The organism is Rhodoferax sp., from assembly GCF_030646845.1.
Lineage (GTDB): Bacteria > Pseudomonadota > Gammaproteobacteria > Burkholderiales > Burkholderiaceae_C > Rhodoferax.
The window spans coordinates 70504-87442 of the sequence record NZ_JAUSLE010000050.1; the positions used below are offsets into that span (position 1 = coordinate 70504).

The 16939-nt window shown below is 61.5% G+C and carries 19 protein-coding genes and 1 riboswitch; of the genes, 9 read left to right on the forward strand and 10 right to left on the reverse strand.

From position 1 onward, the window contains the following. The first annotated feature begins 1 nt into the window (after position 1). Entirely contained in the window at positions 2 to 1204 is a 1203-nt protein-coding gene (locus Q7T10_RS11715; RefSeq protein ID WP_304748369.1) for an MFS transporter, read from the forward strand. Here the strand turns inward: Q7T10_RS11715 and Q7T10_RS11720 are convergent. Continuing rightward, positions 1158 to 2051: a DMT family transporter gene (locus Q7T10_RS11720; protein ID WP_304748370.1), complete on the reverse strand. Its 894-nt coding sequence runs from the start codon at positions 2049 to 2051 to the stop codon at positions 1158 to 1160. The two genes, Q7T10_RS11715 and Q7T10_RS11720, sit on opposite strands and share 47 nt — an antisense overlap. A 114-nt stretch (positions 2052 to 2165) precedes the next feature. Between Q7T10_RS11720 and aroQ the strand changes: the two genes are divergently transcribed. From aroQ to Q7T10_RS11740, 4 genes are all read left to right on the forward strand, one after another. After that, positions 2166 to 2621, forward strand: a complete 456-nt coding sequence (gene aroQ, locus Q7T10_RS11725) for a type II 3-dehydroquinate dehydratase (RefSeq protein ID WP_304748371.1) — start codon at positions 2166 to 2168, stop codon at positions 2619 to 2621. 2 nt (positions 2622 to 2623) lie between these two features. Continuing rightward, entirely contained in the window at positions 2624 to 3985 is a 1362-nt protein-coding gene (gene yegQ / locus Q7T10_RS11730) for a tRNA 5-hydroxyuridine modification protein YegQ (RefSeq protein ID WP_304748372.1), read from the forward strand. A gap of 2 nt (positions 3986 to 3987) precedes the next feature. Beyond that, a complete protein-coding gene (gene arfB, locus Q7T10_RS11735; RefSeq protein WP_304748374.1) occupies positions 3988 to 4407 on the forward strand; it encodes an alternative ribosome rescue aminoacyl-tRNA hydrolase ArfB in 420 nt (139 codons plus the stop codon). Between the two features lie 87 nt (positions 4408 to 4494). After that, positions 4495 to 5085, forward strand: coding sequence for an NAD(P)H-dependent oxidoreductase (locus Q7T10_RS11740; protein ID WP_304748376.1), 591 nt, complete (start codon positions 4495 to 4497; stop codon positions 5083 to 5085). Positions 5086 to 5110: 25 nt separating this feature from the next. Here Q7T10_RS11740 and Q7T10_RS11745 read toward each other — a convergent pair whose 3' ends face one another. Beyond that, positions 5111 to 6730 carry a diguanylate cyclase gene (locus Q7T10_RS11745; RefSeq protein ID WP_304748378.1) on the reverse strand — a complete coding sequence of 540 codons (1620 nt, stop codon included), beginning with the start codon at positions 6728 to 6730 and terminating at the stop codon, positions 5111 to 5113. Between the two features lie 192 nt (positions 6731 to 6922). Next, a riboswitch (cyclic di-GMP riboswitch) is annotated at positions 6923 to 7014 on the reverse strand. A 176-nt stretch (positions 7015 to 7190) separates the two neighbouring features. Between Q7T10_RS11745 and ylqF the strand changes: the two genes are divergently transcribed. Beyond that, positions 7191 to 8150 (forward strand): ribosome biogenesis GTPase YlqF, encoded by a 960-nt coding sequence (gene ylqF / locus Q7T10_RS11750; RefSeq protein ID WP_304748380.1) that lies wholly within the window; start codon positions 7191 to 7193, stop codon positions 8148 to 8150. On the opposite strand, the gene Q7T10_RS11755 is transcribed toward ylqF, so the two are convergent. Beyond that, complete coding sequence (locus Q7T10_RS11755; protein WP_304748381.1) at positions 8145 to 8441, reverse strand: 2Fe-2S iron-sulfur cluster binding domain-containing protein; 297 nt, start codon at positions 8439 to 8441, stop codon at positions 8145 to 8147. The two genes, ylqF and Q7T10_RS11755, sit on opposite strands and share 6 nt — an antisense overlap. A 146-nt stretch (positions 8442 to 8587) precedes the next feature. Here Q7T10_RS11755 and Q7T10_RS11760 point away from each other — a divergent pair, with 146 nt between their 5' ends. Beyond that, complete coding sequence (locus Q7T10_RS11760) at positions 8588 to 9526, forward strand: DHH family phosphoesterase (protein WP_304748383.1); 939 nt, start codon at positions 8588 to 8590, stop codon at positions 9524 to 9526. Here Q7T10_RS11760 and Q7T10_RS11765 read toward each other — a convergent pair. Next, positions 9523 to 9948 carry an SHOCT domain-containing protein gene (locus Q7T10_RS11765; protein WP_304748384.1) on the reverse strand — a complete coding sequence of 142 codons (426 nt, stop codon included), beginning with the start codon at positions 9946 to 9948 and terminating at the stop codon, positions 9523 to 9525. The two genes, Q7T10_RS11760 and Q7T10_RS11765, sit on opposite strands and share 4 nt — an antisense overlap. A gap of 225 nt (positions 9949 to 10173) precedes the next feature. Here Q7T10_RS11765 and Q7T10_RS11770 point away from each other — a divergent pair, with 225 nt between their 5' ends. Beyond that, entirely contained in the window at positions 10174 to 10836 is a 663-nt protein-coding gene (locus Q7T10_RS11770; protein ID WP_304748386.1) for a DsbA family oxidoreductase, read from the forward strand. Positions 10837 to 10881: 45 nt separating this feature from the next. Here Q7T10_RS11770 and Q7T10_RS11775 read toward each other — a convergent pair whose 3' ends face one another. From Q7T10_RS11775 to Q7T10_RS11800, 6 genes are all read right to left on the reverse strand, one after another. Continuing rightward, positions 10882 to 11823, reverse strand: a complete 942-nt coding sequence (locus Q7T10_RS11775) for a VCBS repeat-containing protein (protein ID WP_304748388.1) — start codon at positions 11821 to 11823, stop codon at positions 10882 to 10884. A gap of 143 nt (positions 11824 to 11966) precedes the next feature. Further along, positions 11967 to 12680 (reverse strand): haloacid dehalogenase type II, encoded by a 714-nt coding sequence (locus tag Q7T10_RS11780; protein ID WP_304748389.1) that lies wholly within the window; start codon positions 12678 to 12680, stop codon positions 11967 to 11969. A gap of 52 nt (positions 12681 to 12732) precedes the next feature. After that, positions 12733 to 13866, reverse strand: a complete 1134-nt coding sequence (locus tag Q7T10_RS11785) for an ABC transporter substrate-binding protein (RefSeq protein WP_304748391.1) — start codon at positions 13864 to 13866, stop codon at positions 12733 to 12735. Between the two features lie 34 nt (positions 13867 to 13900). Then, positions 13901 to 14725, reverse strand: coding sequence for an alpha/beta fold hydrolase (locus tag Q7T10_RS11790; protein ID WP_304748392.1), 825 nt, complete (start codon positions 14723 to 14725; stop codon positions 13901 to 13903). Continuing rightward, positions 14722 to 15348 carry a class I SAM-dependent methyltransferase gene (locus Q7T10_RS11795; RefSeq protein ID WP_304748394.1) on the reverse strand — a complete coding sequence of 209 codons (627 nt, stop codon included), beginning with the start codon at positions 15346 to 15348 and terminating at the stop codon, positions 14722 to 14724. Before Q7T10_RS11795 ends, Q7T10_RS11790 begins: the two co-directional genes overlap by 4 nt. Further along, the gene (locus Q7T10_RS11800) at positions 15345 to 15623 is read right to left on the reverse strand and encodes a DUF427 domain-containing protein (RefSeq protein ID WP_304748396.1); all 279 of its coding nucleotides are present in this window, start codon (positions 15621 to 15623) and stop codon (positions 15345 to 15347) included. The genes Q7T10_RS11795 and Q7T10_RS11800 overlap by 4 nt, the downstream gene beginning before the upstream one ends. A 173-nt stretch (positions 15624 to 15796) precedes the next feature. Here Q7T10_RS11800 and Q7T10_RS11805 point away from each other — a divergent pair, with 173 nt between their 5' ends. Then, complete coding sequence (locus Q7T10_RS11805; protein ID WP_304748398.1) at positions 15797 to 16900, forward strand: alcohol dehydrogenase catalytic domain-containing protein; 1104 nt, start codon at positions 15797 to 15799, stop codon at positions 16898 to 16900. Positions 16901 to 16939 lie beyond the last annotated feature (39 nt).

The window sequence follows — 16939 nt, forward strand, 5'->3', positions numbered from 1 at the left end:
AATGACAGATTCCGCCGCGCCCGCCCGACGCCAACACCTGGTTCCCTTTGCGGCGCTCTCCGCCAGTTATTTCGCCCACATCGGGTTTTTCAATCCCTACCTGCCCTTGTGGCTCAAGGATCTGGGCTTTGGCCTCTTTGCCATCAGCCTGCTGACCTCGGTACAGGCAGCGACCCGCCTTTTTGCGCCGTACGCCTGGGGCGCCCTGAGCGACCACACGGGCGAGCGCGTGAAGCTGTTGCGTTGGGGTGCCGGTGTGGCCTTGCTGGCGTCGCTGGGTTTGTGGTTTGACTTCGGCATCTGGTGGCTGGCCGCCGTGTTGTTGGTGATGTTCACCCACACCAGCTCCATGATGTCCATGAGCGAGGCTGCGATGGCACACCTGGTGAGCAGCGGCGGCGCGTTCGATGCGCGGCGCTATGGCCGGGTGCGCTTGTGGGGCTCCGTCGGCTTTCTGGCCACGGTGTTACTGGCCGGTGCCTGGTTCCAGCAGTTCGGCATGGCGCATTTCCCGGCCTGGACGGCGCTGACGCTGCTGGCGGTGATGGTCAGCGTGTGGCTGTTGCCCGACCTGAAGGAAGAAGCGGTGCATGGCCATGAGGTCAAGCCCGCCGTGTGGCCTGTGTTGCGGCAGCGGCCGGTGCAGTGGCTGTTTGCCTCCATGTTCTTTCATGTGCTGTCGCACATGGGGATTTATGTTTTCTTCTCGCTGTACCTGGATGCCCTGGGTTACAGCAAGACCATGATCGGCCTGTTGTGGGCCGTATCGGTGCTGGTGGAGGTTGGCTGGTTCTTCACCCAGAGTCGCTGGCTGCCGCTTTTGAGCCTGACCGGCTGGCTGGTTTTGTGTGGGGCCGCGACGGTGCTGCGCATGGGCCTCACGGCCACCAGTGCCTCGGTGTTGTCGCTGCTGGTGCTGGCGCAAGTGCTGCACGCCATCACGTTCGCTGCGCATCATTCGGTTTGCATCGCGCTGCTCTCACACCACTTTCCCGGACGTCTGCGTGGGCGCGGGCAGGCGCTGTACACCGTGATCGGCTACGGTTTTCCAGGGGTGCTGGGCGGACTGGCCGGCGGTGTTTTGAGCGAAAACTATGGCCTGGCCTCCGTATTCATTGCGACAGTAGCTACCAGTTTGATAGCAACGGCGTGTGCCTTCAGGGTTTGGCGTCTACAGCATCCAGCCACTTCTGCCAGGGGTTGAAGCCGGTGACCAGGGCGCTGGCGAGCAAGACCAGGGCGCCACCGTAGTAGATGCCGGTGCTGAGTTGTTCCCCCAGAAACAGGTGGCCCCAGGTGACGCCGAAGACGGGGATCATGAAGGTCGGGCTCATGGCCGCCACCGGCGACACATGCACCATGATGCGAATGTGCAGCCAGTAAGCCAGGCCGGACGTCACAACACCCATCACCGCTACGGCCGCCAGCGCGCCAGGTGTGAAATGCGCTTGCGGCCAGCTCCAGGCGGCACCGGGCAACAGCATCAGCAGTGACACGGCATGAATGCCTGCTGCAATTTCCAGTGGTTGCATGCGGGTGATGGCGCGTTTCATCAGCGGGGTCGAAATGCCATAGCAGGCTGACGCGGCAGTACAGGCCAGCGCTGCCAGAATGACCTGGGGCGAGGGCTCAACCGGCCCCAGGCCAACGATCAGAGCCACGCCTGCAAAGCCGCAGACACAGCCCACCAGCTTGCGCACGGTCAAGGTATCTTCTTTCAACCAGGCCGCGGCAAAGATGCCAAACACCACCGCTGTGGAATTGAGCAGGGCGCTGTAGCCCGCTGGCAGTTGCAGCGCGGCCCAGGCAAACAGCAGGAACGGAAACGCCACAGAGAGGGCCCCCAGCAAGACCAACTCGCGCCAGTGCTTGAGCGGCCAGCGGTGGCGCATGGCGCGCATCAGGACCGCCAGCGTCAGGGTCGCCATGCCAATGCGCAGCGCCGCCATCACATTGGGCCCCAGCAAGGGGCTGGCAATGCGGATCAGCATGAAGGAGGCGCCCCACAGGGCAGACAGCGCAATCAGTTGCGCAAAATATTTGGTTTTCACAGGGGTACCATTGTGCTGCATGCGACCTTTTTCCCCCCGTCGCCCAGGTGTCGCCGCCGTGCGACGATGACGCACCGATAATCAGTCCCGGTCCCAGATATTGGAAATAACCTCATGAAAACCGCTTTGATCCTCAATGGCCCCAACCTCAATCTGCTGGGTACGCGCGAACCGGCGGTGTATGGTTCGCACACACTGGCGGATGTGGAAAATCTGTGCGCGCAGGCCTGTGCCACCCATGGCTTTGTATTGGACTTTCGCCAAAGCAATCATGAGGGTGAACTGGTGGACTGGCTGCACGAGGCCGGCCGGCTGCAGGTTGCCGGCAACCTGGCTGGGGTCATTTTGAATGCGGGGGCCTACACGCACACGTCGGTGGCGCTGCATGACGCCATCAAGGGCACGGGTATCACCCTGATTGAGCTGCACATCTCCAACGTGTTTGCCAGAGAGGCGTTTCGCCATCACTCCTATATTTCACCGGCGGCCAAGGCGGTGATGTGCGGTTTTGGCGTGAGTGGTTACGCGCTGGCGATAGCCGGTCTGGCCGGCATGCAAGCGGGAGATTGAGCATGACGCTGAGAACACCTGAACTGCTGGCGCCCGCCGGTTCCCTCGCCATGCTGGAAACCGCCATGGCCTTTGGCGCCACCGCCGTTTATGCGGGCCAGCCACGTTATTCGCTGCGGGTGCGCAACAACGACTTTGGCAATATTGAGGTGTTGAAGCAGGGCATCGACCGGGCGCATGCGCTGGGCAACAAGTTCTTTCTGGTGTCCAACATCTTCCCGCACGACAACAAGATCAAAAGTTACGTGCAGAACATGGCGCCGGTGATTGCGCTCAAGCCGGACGCCATGATCATGTCCGACCCCGGTCTGATCATGATGGTGCGCGAGACCTGGCCCGAGATGGAGATTCACCTCTCGGTGCAGGCCAATACCGTCAATTCGGCCGCCGTGAAATTCTGGAAAAGTGTCGGGGTGAGCCGGGTGATTCTGTCGCGCGAACTGTCACTGGACCAGGTGGCGCAGATTCGCCAGGAGTGCCCGGACACCGAACTGGAGGTGTTTGTGCACGGTGCACTGTGCATTGCCTATTCGGGGCGCTGCCTGTTGTCGGGTTATTTCAATCACCGCGACGCCAACCAGGGCAGTTGCACCAATTCCTGCCGTTGGGACTACAAGACCCTGCCCGGCGTGGTGGATGCCTCGGGCGATATTCTGGCGCCGCAGGCGGCGGCCGAGCGCGCTGAGGTCTACGTGATCGAAGAAAGCCAGCGTCCCGGCAGCTACATGCCAATCGAAGAAGACGAGCACGGCACCTACGTGATGAACTCAAAGGACCTGCGCGCCATCGAACACGTCAAGCGGCTGGTGGAAATCGGCGTGGATTCGCTCAAGATCGAGGGGCGTACCAAGAGTCCCTATTACGTGGCGCGTACGGCGCAGACTTATCGGCAGGCGATTGACGATGCGGTGGCCGGGCGCGAACTGGACCCCGCTTTGCTGGGGCAACTCGAAGGACTGGCCAACCGGGGATATACCTCCGGCTTCTTCCAGCGCCACACGCCCGAGTCCACCCAGAATTACCTGCGCGGCTATTCGGAGTCCGGGCGCAGCCTGTATGTGGGGGATGTGGTGTCGTTTGACGCAGCACGCGGTCTGGCTGAGGTGAACGTCAGAAACCGCTTTGCCGTGGGCGACCTGCTGGAGATCATCCACCCCGGTGGCAACCACGATCTGCAGCTCACCCACATGGAAAACCATGAAGGCCAGCCGATGCAGGTAGCACCGGGCAGCGGTCATATTGTCTGGCTGCCATTGCCCGCCACGGCGGTAGGCGCTTTCGTGGCGCGCTATGTGGCGGAGTCGGAACTGCGGGGCGCGGTTGCCGTTGAGGTGCCTGCCGGGACTGCGGTTATCACGACCTGACCGTGGCTGAGCCTGCGTCCCCGCCGCTTCTGGAAATCAACGAGGCCGAGGTCGAGATCACGGCCATCCGGGCGCAGGGCGCGGGCGGGCAAAATGTCAACAAGGTGTCCAGCGCAATTCACCTGCGCTTTGACATTCGCGCCTCCTCCTTGCCGGAAGATGTGAAGGAGCGCCTGCTGGCGCTGCACGACAGCCGCATCACCAAGGCGGGCGTGGTCGTGATCAAGGCGCAGCAGCACCGTACCCAGGAGATGAACCGGCTGGATGCGTTTTTGCGCCTGCATGAACTGGTGAACAGTGTGGCGCGCCCTCCCAAGACCCGACGTGCCACCAAGCCCAGCTATGGCTCGAAACAGCGGCTCCGTGTTGCCAAGAGCCAGCGCTCTGAAACCAAGGCCTTGCGCGGCCGGGTCAAGGAATGAGCAGCGGCGATCGGGGAGTTGAGCCGCATCAACGCAAAGCGCAGCCTTGCGTGTCAGCATGTACGGCATGGACTCAAGGAGTGAATCATGACGGCTCAACGTATTGTCATCATTCAGGGCCACCCTGACGCGGTAACCCGGCATCTGGGCCATGCGCTGGAAGACGCGTACGCGCAGGGCGCACAAGCTGCGGGGCATGAGGTGCGGCATGTGTCGGTGGCGCAACTCGATTTTCCGCTGCTGCGCAGCCAGCAGGCCTGGGAAGCGGGCACGCTGCCTCCTGCCCTGGCACCAGCCCAGGCTGATATCGCCTGGGCTCAACACCTTGTGCTGTTCTTCCCGCTATGGTTGGGCGACATGCCCGCCGTTTTGAAAGGCTTTCTGGAGCAAGTGGCCCGACCGGGCTTTGCGTTCAAGGCGGAGGGAGACAATCCTTACGCCATCAAGGGACTCAAAGGGCGCTCGGCTCGCGTGGTGGTCACGATGGGAATGCCGGCGCTGCTTTACCGCTGGTACTTTCGTGCCCACAGCGTGAAGTCACTGGAGCGCAACATCCTTGGCTTCGTCGGCATATCACCTGTTAACGAGACGCTGATCGGCATGGTGGACAAGCTGGGGGATGCTGGCGTTCAAAAGTGGACCGAGAAGTTGCGCAAGCTGGGCGCCGCTGCGCAGTAGGGAGACCGTGACCCCGAAAGGCGGGTCACCCTGCATCCTGCTTTTCCGAATACATGGCCAGGTCAGCACGGTGCGTCAACCGTTCGATGGAATCCCCGGCCTGCGCTTGGGCAAAACCGACGCTGATGGTCACCTGCAGGCCGTTCTGAATGCTGGCCCAGTCAAAATTCTTCACCGCAGCGCGGATGCGTTCGCAGACCTGCGCCGCGTCCAGCGCGTCCGCATGTCCGAACGCAAGTACAAACTCGTCCCCGGCCAGCCGTGCAGGCATGTCGCCTTCGCGAAGGTGCGACCTGAGAATCTGGGCAATGCATTGAAGCACCTGGTCCCCGACCTGATGGGAGAAACGGTCGTTAACCCGTTTGAATTGATCGATGTCAATCAAGGCCACAAACAGGGGACGTCCCAGCGCCAGGCCCTGACTTAGCATGCCGGGCGCAATCTCCATGAACCGCCGACGGTTGGCCAGGCCCGTCAACGGGTCTTCAAACGAGAGTTTTTCCAGAGTTTTCGATGTGAGCTCCATCCGCTGCAGCTCTTCATGATTCTTGCGCACCTTGAGCTGCCACGCGACCACTTTCTCGCGGCTTTTGAGGGCCTCGACATGCAGGCTTTGTTCCCGCAGCCGCAAGGCCTTGAGCTCATCGCCTGACTGTTTGTCGTGGCCCTGCTCGGCCAGTATCTGGGATGCGAGCAAATGACCAAGGGCCACCATCGGCTCGTGCTCGGCTTCCACGGCCATTTCAATCATCTTGCGGGTTCGTTGCTCTGCGCTGATCCAGTCCTTTCTGGCCCAGGCAATTTCGGCGCGCAGCCACAACTCCAGGAGGGTGAGTGAGTGGTTCCAGGGATGCCGGGCAGCCCAGGCCGCGCAGATTTCAACATCGGCCTGTGCCTCGTCCAGCTGTCCGCGCCAGCAATTCTCAATGCCCGACAGCAACGCCCACAAGGCCTGGCTGACGACATAGGCACCTTGCAGGATGCGCGCGGATGGGTTTGCGTCCTCCTGTGGGTTGTGGACTGTCCGGAGTGCGTGCAAGCGCTCAAGGTCTGGGAGTTGCCCTGTGTAATACCGCTGGCAAAAGAGTCTGAAGACTTCCGCGTGGCACTGGTTCAACCAGGGCAACACCGTGTCGGAAGAAAGCTCCTGGCGCTCCAGGATCTGGATGGCGGTTGTGAATGCTTCATCTGCCCGATCGAAGCTGCAGCCATGAGCATAGGCGACGCCGAGGTAGTTATAGGAAAGTGCCAGAGCTGGTCCGGCTGGCAGCAGCCCGCTCAGGTGCCTGCTCAACAAGGCGGATTCAACTGCCTCTTCATTGCGGCCAAGGACGCTGAAGGTATGCGACACGGTCGTGAGTGCCTCGGATTCGCCGGACACGTCGCCGACCAGCTGAAACAGAGTCGCTGCCCGCTGGCTGGATTCATTGGCTCGCCGGAAGTGCGAAACCATCCGGTCACCGTTGGCCAGACACAGCAGCGCGCGGGCTTCCAGGTGCACGTCCTGTTGTGCCCGTGCCGCCGCCAGAACCGACTTGGCCAGGGCCTGGCACGCGACGGCATCGCCTTCGCGAAGTCTGGCGCGCGCCTCTTCCAGCAATGCATCAAAATCGCCCCCCGGCAATTCCTGGACAATGTTTTCCATAGATCCAATCTGCTTTTCCGGAATACCTTCGTCGAGATATTTGCTCCGGGTTCGGTAACTGAAACGCCAACGCCTTGCGGGTGAATAGCGCAGAAAAAATCACGAATGTCTGATTTTTTTCGCCCGCTCCATATGCCCAATCCAACAGGCAACGCGAGGACTACAGAACCGGGGACGAACAGAGCAGTTCCCCCGTGCAACTCAGCCACCCTTCCAGTCAACGCACCGGGATAGGGCCTGTAGCTTTGCGTCTGCAGCTTCCGCCGCGTTTGCCAATGTAAAAAATTGTAACAGGTCTGATCTGCGATCCAGCGCCCTTGGGCCGCGTGGCGCAAGCCGCTGGCTGCGAGTCGACGGGCATGAACCATAATGCTGCGACATCGGGCCCGTCCGGTGTCGCAGAACACAGCCATGTCACCGGTTGTGACGGCGCGGGTCTCGTCGGCAACAGGAGAAAAAGTTGGCTATTCAGTGGTTTCCGGGTCATATGCATTTGACCAAAAAAGCCATCAGCGAACGTATCAAGAACATTGATGTGGTGGTTGAATTGCTCGACGCTCGCCTGCCAGGCTCCAGCGCCAACCCCATGCTGGCCGAGCTCACCGCGGGCAAGCCGACGTTAAAGGTGCTGAACAAGCAGGACCTGGCCGACCCGGCCCGTACCGCGCTCTGGCTGGCGCATTACAACGCGCAGCCTGGCACCCGGGCGCTGGGGCTGGACGCCAGCGTCTCCGCCCCTGCCAAGGCCCTGGCACAGGCGTGCTTCGCGCTGGCGCCCACCCGTGGCGGCAATTTCAAGCCGATGCGCGTGCTGATTTGCGGCATTCCCAACGTGGGCAAGTCCACGCTGATCAACACCCTGACGGGCAAACGTGCGACCAAAACCGGCGACGAGGCCGGCATCACCAAGCTTGAACAGCGCATCTCCCTGGCCGATGACTTCTACCTGTATGACACGCCGGGCGTGCTGTGGCCGCGCATCATCGTGGCCAAGAGCGGTTACAACCTGGCCGCCAGCGGGGCCATTGGCCGCAACGCCTTTAATGAAGAAGAGGTCGCGCTGGAGCTGCTGGACTACTTGAAAACACACTACGCAACCCTGGTGGAGGCTCGCTTCAAATTGGAGGGCGTAGCCACCATGACCGACGAGGAGTTGCTGGAAGCCATTGGCCGCAAACGCGGCGCCCTGCAAGGTGGCCAGCGCATCAATCTGCAAAAAGCGGCCGAGATTGCGATCTACGATTTTCGCGCCGGAGTGATGGGCCGCATCACGCTGGAAACCCCTGAGGAATTTGCAGAGTGGCTGGCAGCGGGCGAAAAACTGGATGCCCAGCGCCAGGTGAAGAAAGACGCCATCGAGCTGGACCGCAAGATCAGGTTCAAAAAAATCCCGCGACCCGATTCGCGTTCTTCTTCATAGATTGCCGCTGCGCAGCGCCAGGTCCGAACACGGAAAAGCGACGCAGGGCAGCACATACCCCTCAAGCTTTTCTTCGGCACTCAGGCCCGGCCATTCGATTTCGTAACGCACTTTGCCGTGCATCAGTTGCGCTATGCAGGTGCGGCAGGTGCCGTTGCGGCATGAGCTGGGCCAATCAATGCCACCCTGCTCAAGCGAGGCCAGCAGGGGCTGGTTGGCCCAGGCATCAATCTGTTGGTCATCAGATTCGACATTGGCAATGAAAAATGGCGGTGGTGCAGTAGCTTTCATACGGATATTTTATTGAGCCGTAGAATGACCTTTAGCCGTTGCGCGATATGTGATTTTTGCTATATAAAAAATATGGCGTCTTGCCGTCGGGTCAGATTTTCTGGCACCTGCCCAGCGCCCAAAACCTCCAACATTGACCTTCCACCATGAAATCCATTCTTCCCCTGAGCCTGCTGATCCACCCGGACAAAAACGACCCCCAGCCACTGGTCATTTACCACGGCCGCAACTGCCCGGACGGGTTTGCGTCTGCGCTGGCGGCCTGGCTCTACTACGAGGGCAAGGCCGAGTTCCTGGGGCTCGATCATGGCGACATCAAGTCGGTGGACGATCTTCCGGCAGTGGAGGGTCGGGCTGTCTATATTCTTGATTTCTCTTTCTCACCCGAACTCCTGCGCAGCATTGAGGAGCGAGCCGCCAAACTGGTGATGCTTGACCACCACAAGAGCGCCGCAGACAAGCTGACGGGTTTCTCCTGCCGCTGCGGCGTTGTCCATTTCGACATGCACAAGTCAGGTGCCAGGTTGGCCTGGGAGTTTTTCCATCCTGAGCAGCCAGTGCCTGATCTGGTGCGTTTTGTCGAAGATCGGGACATCTGGGTCTGGCAATACCCCGAGAGTGCCGGCTTCCTGGCGGCGCTGGACATGGAGCCGTTCAACTTTGAACGCTGGAACGAGATTGCCTCCTTCGATGCCGTGCAGTTGTCGATCTACGTTGAGCGTGGAAGGGCCATGGACGAGAAGTTCAGCAAGCTGGCCAGTGGCATCGCGGAGGCCGCCCAGGCTCTCACCTTCAATGGCGTGACCGGAATGATGGTCAACGCGCCCGGCGTTTTCCACAGCCTCGTCGGCGACATTCTCTCCAGACAGAGCGGCACCTTTGCGCTGATGTGGAGCACTGACAAGAGCGGCGTCATCAAGGTCGGGCTGCGTTCACAACGCAGCTTTGACTGTATCCCGCTGGCGGAAAGCATGCGCGGTGGCGGACATGCGCAGGCCTGTGGTTTCAAGATGGGCGCCGAGCGACTGCCGGAACTGCTCAGCGGCCAGTTTGATGCGAAGAGCGTCGCGCGCAGCGACAGCTAACGCTGCCCGGTCGAAAGAATCGCGGCTTTCTTTTCTTCATACTCCTGCTTCTGGATTTCTCCCCGCGCAAATCGCTCGTTCAGGATCTGCAGTGCTGAATAGCTCGGATCGCCCCAGGTGTCGGTTGGCCCCGGCGAACGGCCCGACATGTGCCCTGGTCCGCGATGATGGTGGTGCCAGCGCTCGCCAGACCGCCGACCCAGCATGAAGATGACAACGATGCCCACCACGATCAGGACCAGCATCACCAGTGGGCCACCCCACCCGAAACCCCCGCCGCCATTCCACATGTGCCCGTGATAGGGCCAGTTCATGGGTGGGTAGGGCGCCGTCGGCTCCCGGGATGGCTGCGCCAGCGCCAGCAAGGGGTGCAACACCGCGAAGAAGGTAACGGTCAAGAATGTCAACAGCCTGGTTTTCATTTCGTGGCTCCATTTCTCGAAGAATCAGCGATCACCGTGAACGCGGCAGGGATGCAGCATGGTGCAGCAGGCGAATCTGTCTTTGATGGATCACAACAAGACTCGCTTTGCCGTGGTGTTTCCTTTCATCACTTGCGCAACGCATCCGTTTGCCTGCAAACCCTGCAAGGTCTTCGGGCTTGTTCGACAATTCAGTTTTCAATGTCAGAACGCCAGGCCTCCGCCATGACCCAATCCCTGAAGATCGACTTCGTCTCCGATATTTCCTGTCCGTGGTGCGCCATCGGTCTGTCTGCGCTGGAGCAGGCGCTCGACAAGCTTCAGGGAGAGGTCGCCGCCGAACTGCACTTTCAGCCCTTCGAGCTCAACCCGCAAATGCCGCCGGGCGGGCAAGACATTGGCGAGCATCTGGCGCAAAAGTACGGCTCTACGCCCGAGCAGCAGGCTGAGATTCGTGACACCATTCGCCAGCGGGGCGCCGATGTCGGCTTCAGTTTCAATGCCGGCGGGCGTGGCCGCATCTACAACACCTTCGATGCGCATCGTCTGCTGCACTGGGCTGGGCTCGAAGCGGCGGCCAGGCAGCCAGCGTTGAAGAAAGCGTTGCTGGTGGCCTGCCACAGCCACAGCCAGAACATGGAGTCGCACGAGGTATTGCTGCGCGCGGTGGAGCAGGCAGGCCTGGACGTGCCGCGCGCCCGTGCGATTTTGGCCAGCGACGAATTTGCCCCCGAGGTGCGCAAGCGCGAAGCCTTCTACACCCGCCAGGGCATTCATTCGGTGCCGGCCGTCATCATCAACGATCGTCACCTGATCTCGGGCGGCCAGCCTGCAGCCGCATTCGAGCAGGCTCTGCGCCAGATTGCGGCGGACACGTCCGGGACATAAGCGTGACCGCTGCGCCCACGGCGATGGGGATGGTGAGGGCCAGGCTTAGGGCGTCACGGTCACGCGCCACCAGGTCGCGTTGGCCAGCAGCAGGCAGCCGCCGCCCGCGACCGGGGTGATGCGCTCAACCCGTGCGGGAAGTGGCAGCAGTTCGGCCAGCTCCTGCCACTGTCCCGGTGCATCCCAACGCAGCGCGTGCAAGGCCCGAAGCTGCATGTCCGGAACAATGATCGTCGGCCGGTGGCCCGGCTGCTCCACGGTCACGGCCAGTTGCTGCTCCCGCTCGCCCATGCGATGATTGGAAACATCCATTGCCGTGGCATAAGGTTCCAGCCGTGGTGGGCGAAAGTGGTGCAGCGTGAGGATGCCGCCCACGTGCGGCGTTGTCACGCTGGCAACGTCAAGCCGCCCATCGCCATCAAAATCCGCGACACCCACCGGGTTAAGCCAGCGAAAGGGCGCGCCAGCATAGGGGCCGCGCGCCACTTCAAGCAACGCCTTGTCGGCTGCCGATTCTGTTGCACCGCCGGGCTGTGACGTGGGACGCAATCCGAACACCACCAGGGCAGCGCCGCGAATGGCATCGGATTCCACCAGGATGATCTCGTCGCGACCGTCCCCATCCAGATCGGCAAGCCGTGGCACCCGATCCTCAAACACCCGGTGCAAGGGCAGGCGGTAGACCACTTCCCGGGGCACGCCCGACGGTGCCGACACCAGCGCATGAAGGCTGGCCGCATGGACGGGTGAGCCGAGCGCCGTGTGCGGGTAGCGAGCGGTGGGTGAGCCCAGCCACGCCCACAGGACGTCGCGCTGACCGCGCACGGCCTGACTGCTCGGCAAACGCTGTTGCGCAGTTGCCGGTGGCGCGGTGGACGTCGGTGCCTGGATGCCGCATTGGCTGATGGAGGGCTCCAGCATGAGGCCCATCGCCGAAGAAGCGCCTGCGATCCAAAACTGGCTGACGCACACCAGGGTTAGTGCCACAGTTTGAGGCAAGCGTGCGAGCTGGTGTTTTCTTTGGTTGGCTGTATTCACCGGTCTTTGTCGGACCGAAAAGATATTTCTTACAGATGCACACCTTTGACTGCCGACCGCACCCCGTCTGTCTGGGCCGACCGGTCCGCGAATCAGCAGCCCAATTGACCAGCCAGTGCCAAAAAATCCTGCGCGTGCCAGGTGTTGGCGGGGTCGGGGGAGACGTCTTTGGGGTGCGCCGCGCCGAATTCAGCAGGACGTTCAATGTAGGCAGTCTGCAGGCCGCAGGCACGCGCGGCGGCCAGGTCGTCCTGGTGGGCGGCCACCAGCATCACGTCCGCCGGAGCGACGTCAAACACCCGGGCCACGCCAAGGTAGGTGGCGGGGTCGGGCTTGTAGGCCCGAAACACCTCGGCCGACAGGATGCAGTCCCACGGCAGGCCGGCGCGCTTGGCCATGTTGGCGAGCAGACCGATGTTGCCGTTGGAGAGCGTGCAAATCGTGTACCGCGATTTCAGTCGCGTGAGACCGGCCACCACATCGGGCCAGGGGTCCAGCCGGTGCCAGGCTTTGTTCAGCTGCTGCTTTTGCACTTCTGTCAGGTCGGTCAGGCCAAATTTTTCCAGAATCCCATCCAGGATGAGTCGGTGCAAGTCGTCGATCAGGGTCCAGCCCAGCTCACCGGACCTCACCCGGCGCATGGCGGGCTGGTAGCCTGCGCGCCAGGCCAGCGCGAACTCGCCGCCGTCCACAGTCGGGCGCAGCGCCTGCACTTCGCGGGCAATCCCGGTGTGCCAGTCGACGACCGTGCCGAAGACATCAAAAGCCAGCACTTTGGCGGGATGGGAGGGAGGCGATTCGTTCATCTGGTCGACTTGGCAAAAGGGAACTTGCCGCCCAAATTCCGGGCGGAGAGGTTCAGGTGCGAACCCTGCCGTCACCGGTCAGCATGGAGAGTTCCACGAACCTGGAGGCGACATGGTCGGTCGAGGAAAACTGAACATTGAAGCCGCCGAACGATGTACTTCCAATCGACTCAATGCCCTGAATGAGTCCGTCCCGCGTAACGCCCTTGCTCCCCGCACGACGCAGCCCTTCTGTGAACAGCTTTGCGGCCAGATAGCCCTCCATGCTGGAGTAGTTGGCCCGCGCATCTCCCCCCGCCTTTTTGACTGACTCAATAAACTCGCGGGCAATAGGTTGGGAGGCGTTGTAGGGCGAGGGCATCACCTGCGACACCACGACACCCGCACCCTCTTTACCCAATTCATCAGCCAGGGCCTGTGTCCCCACAAATGACACGTTGTAGAAGGTGCCGCCATAACCCGACTTGCGCGCCGCGCGAATGAAGGCTGCGCATGCCTTGTAAGCGCCGACTTGAACCACTGCGTCAGGTGCGGCCGCCAGGAGCGTTTTGACGGCGCCGTCCACATCGACGGTGTTGCGTTCTACCGTGGCTTGCGCGACCGGTTTGAGGTTGAGTGCCCCGAGCGCCAGGGTCACGCCATCGAGTCCTGCCTTGCCATAAGCGTCATTTTGGTAGAAGACGGCTATTTTCTTCAGCCCCAGATTGGTCAGCTGCTTGACGATCAGCGCAGTTTCATCGTTGTAGGAAGCACGCAGGTGAAACACATGTTTGCTGAAGGGCTCGCGCAGCGCCATGGCCCCGGTAAACGGCGCTATGAATGGCACTTGCTCCTTCTTCACCAGTGGCAGGGCGGCCAGACTGGTGGGGGTCCCGATGTAGCCGAACAATGCGAACACGCCCTCATCGATCAATTTGCGCGTGTTGGCAGCGCATCGGTCGGGCTCATAGCCATCGTCCATCTTCCTGATTTCAATGGTCTTGCCGCCAACACCCCCCTGGGCGTTGATCTGGTCAAACCAGACCTTGGCACCCTGGTAGAACTGTATTCCCAGTTGGGCTGCCGGACCGGTGAACGCTGCCGATTGGCCCAGAATAATGGTGCTGCCGGTTTGGGCACGCGCGGGATTGAAGCCAGCCAGCGCGGATGCGCCAGCAGATATGGAGAATTGTCGACGTGTGATCATGCGATATTGTCTTTCATTCCCTGAGTCGTTGGCGTCAGGTAGTTGTCATCTTTGTCCGTGCCAGCCAGGCATCCACGCACTGGTTGAAGGCGGCAGGCTGATCCACCATGACCCAATGGCCGGTGTGAAACGCCTGCACCGCACAGCCCGGCCGCTGGGCCACCTGCGCCAGCCATTCGGGTGAATGAAACATGAACGGCTTGCGCTCGCCATAGAGGTAGAGCAGGGGGCAGGCCGGGTCGACCTGCGCTGCGCCACGAAAGCCACCGAGCAGGCCAAACCACTGCATGGCGTAGGGGTAGTTCATCTGCCAGCCTATGCGTGCGGGCTCGGTGCGGCAGCGCAGGGCGCGTGCCATGCTCCGCGTCATGCGGTTGCCCAGTGCGCCACTGATGGCGCCGCCCAGCTTCCATGCCAAAGCCAGCCAGAACTGGTAGGCAAAGACCTGCCATTTGGCGCTGGCGGTGAGCGATTTCAGAAATGCCCTGGCGTTGTGGTCGCCAATGTCCACCGCCACAATGCGCGCCACCCGCGCCGGATGCCGCATGGCGTACTCGTAGCCGAACATGCAGCCCCAGTCGTGCAGCAGCAGGGTGACCGGCTGGCCCGGACTGATCGCCTCGACGATCTGGCTGAACAGCGCCGTCATCTGCGCCAGCGAGGTTGCGCGCGCCGGCTGCGCCACGTCAAAGCCCGGCAGGGTGAAGCGCACGCAGCGGTATTGGCTTTGGAGCGCTGCGACCGTGCCGTCCCACAGGCGGTGGGTATCTGGCCAGCCGTGGATCATCACGATGGTGTGCGGGCCGTCGCCTTCGATGAATACGTCGATGCCGTCGATGTTTAGTGCGGGAGTGGTCATGGCGTGGCGTGGGCAACGCCCCAGTAGTGGAAGGTCATGGGCCGCGGGCCGGGCAGGTAGCGGGTGTGCAGGTCAGGCAAGGCAAAGCCCGCCGCCTGCAGCAGGGCGGGAATGTCGCGTCCCAGGTGGCAACCGCCAGAGAACTTGCCCCACAAAGGTTGCAGCCGCTCTTGCCAGCGCCGCACCGATTCATCGGGCGCGCGGCCATGCTCACAATAAAGCAACTGCCCGCCAGGCGCGAGCACGCGGCGCATTTCAAGCAGGGCGGCCAGCGGGTCAGGGATGGTGCACAGGGTGTAGGTGATCAGCACCGTGTCAAAGCTCGCGTCGGGCAAGGGAATTTTCTCGGCCGACAGGCCCAGCAGTTCCACGTCCAGCCCGGCCTGTGCGATGCGCTCGCGGGCCAGCGGGTGCAACTCCAGCGCCGGGTCCAGCGCCGTGATTTTGGTGACGCGGGTCTTGTCGTAATAGCGCATGTTCAGCCCGGTGCCGATGCCCACCTCCAGCACACGGCCCTGCGCCAGTGGCACGACCAGCTGGCGCTGGCGGCCCACCATCGGCAAGCCGCAGGCATAGTCCAGTGCGTGGGGAAGGATGTGGCGGTCGTACCAGGAGCTGCTCATGCCACTTTCACACCGTTCCAGAACGCCACCCGGCCGCGCACCATCTCGGCTTCGGGCTTGGGATCGGGGTAGTACCAGACGGCGTCGGCGAGCATGTCGCCGTTGACGATCAGCGAGTAATAGCTGGCCTGGCCCTTCCAGGCGCAGGAGGTCTTGTGATTGCTGAAGGTGGTGAACTCGCGCTTGAGCGCACTCTCCGGAAAGTAGTGATTGCCTTCCACCAATACGGTGTCGTCACTCTCGGCGATGACGGTGTCGTTCCAGATGGCTTTCATGGGTAGCTTTCAAGGTGAATTGGGTTGGATGTCCCCGTCGATTGTGCGTTCAATGCTTCTAAATAGATAGCAAATAGGACTCCAAAACAATCAGGTTCTGATCCAGATTAGCCAAGCCCGGCCGCCGGACAACCTACTGCACTGTTTCCAGTTCGACCGGACCAGGAAAGGGCTTGCTATTCAACCGCATGGGGCGTATTGTAAAAAGATCGCGCGCGCTCAGCGCGCTGGGGGTCACGATGAAAGCCGCCATTCTTCACGACGTCGGTCAATCCCTGAGTGTGGAAGAAGTTCCTGTTCCTTCGCCAAAACCCGACGAGGTTCTCATTCAAGTCGAGGCCTGCGGCGTCTGCCACTCCGATCTGCATATCGCCGACGGGGATCAGCCTATGCTCAAGTCCTTGACGAAACAGCGACTGATCCTGGGGCACGAAGTCGTTGGACGGGTCACGAAGACAGGCGATGCCGTGGATCACCTCAAAGTGGGAGACCGGGTCGGTGCGGCTTGGCTGCATGCCAGTTGCGGTGTCTGCGAACAGTGCCTGGAGGGTCTGGAGAACCTGTGTCGCAAGGGCGTTATCACCGGCGTGATGGTTGATGGCGGGTACGCAGAGTTCATGTGCGCCAGAGCCAGTCATGCGATGCTCATTCCACCATCCCTCAGCTCGGTCGAGGCCGCTCCCCTGTTCTGTGCAGGCGTCACCGTTTACCGTGCCCTGCATAACGCCGGGGTCGGTTCGGGCAAGCGCGTGGCCGTGGTCGGTGTTGGCGGACTCGGACACCTTGCGGTCCAAGTGGCCACAGCCTTTGGAGCCGAGGTCATTGCGTTGGATGTGGATGAAAGCAAACTTGCCTTGGCTCGACAGCTAGGCGCGTCAATTGCCTTGAACGTGACAGATCCGGAAACTCTCAAGACGATCAGAAAGCTTGGCGGTGTGCACGTGGCCGTCGTCACCTCTGCTGCCAAAGCGGCTTACGACTCAGCTTTCAAATACTTGCGTCCCGCTGGCACACTTTGCGTTGTAGGCCTGCCAGCCGAGGCACTTGTTTTCTCCGCGTTGTCGATCGTTGGCGCAGAAGCACGGATTGTGGGGGCGTCTGTTGGCACGCGGGAAGACTTGCGTGCCGTACTGCAACTTGCCGCCGAAGGGAAACTCCGCTGTCACACAGAGGAGCAACCGTTGGATCAAGTCAATCAGGTTTTTGAACGCATGCGACAAGGTCAAATCAGTGGCCGCGTGGTGTTAACGTGCCAGTCAAAGCATCACAACCATTGAACTGGCCGATGATCGGTGGTTGTTCAGCTTGATGCACTG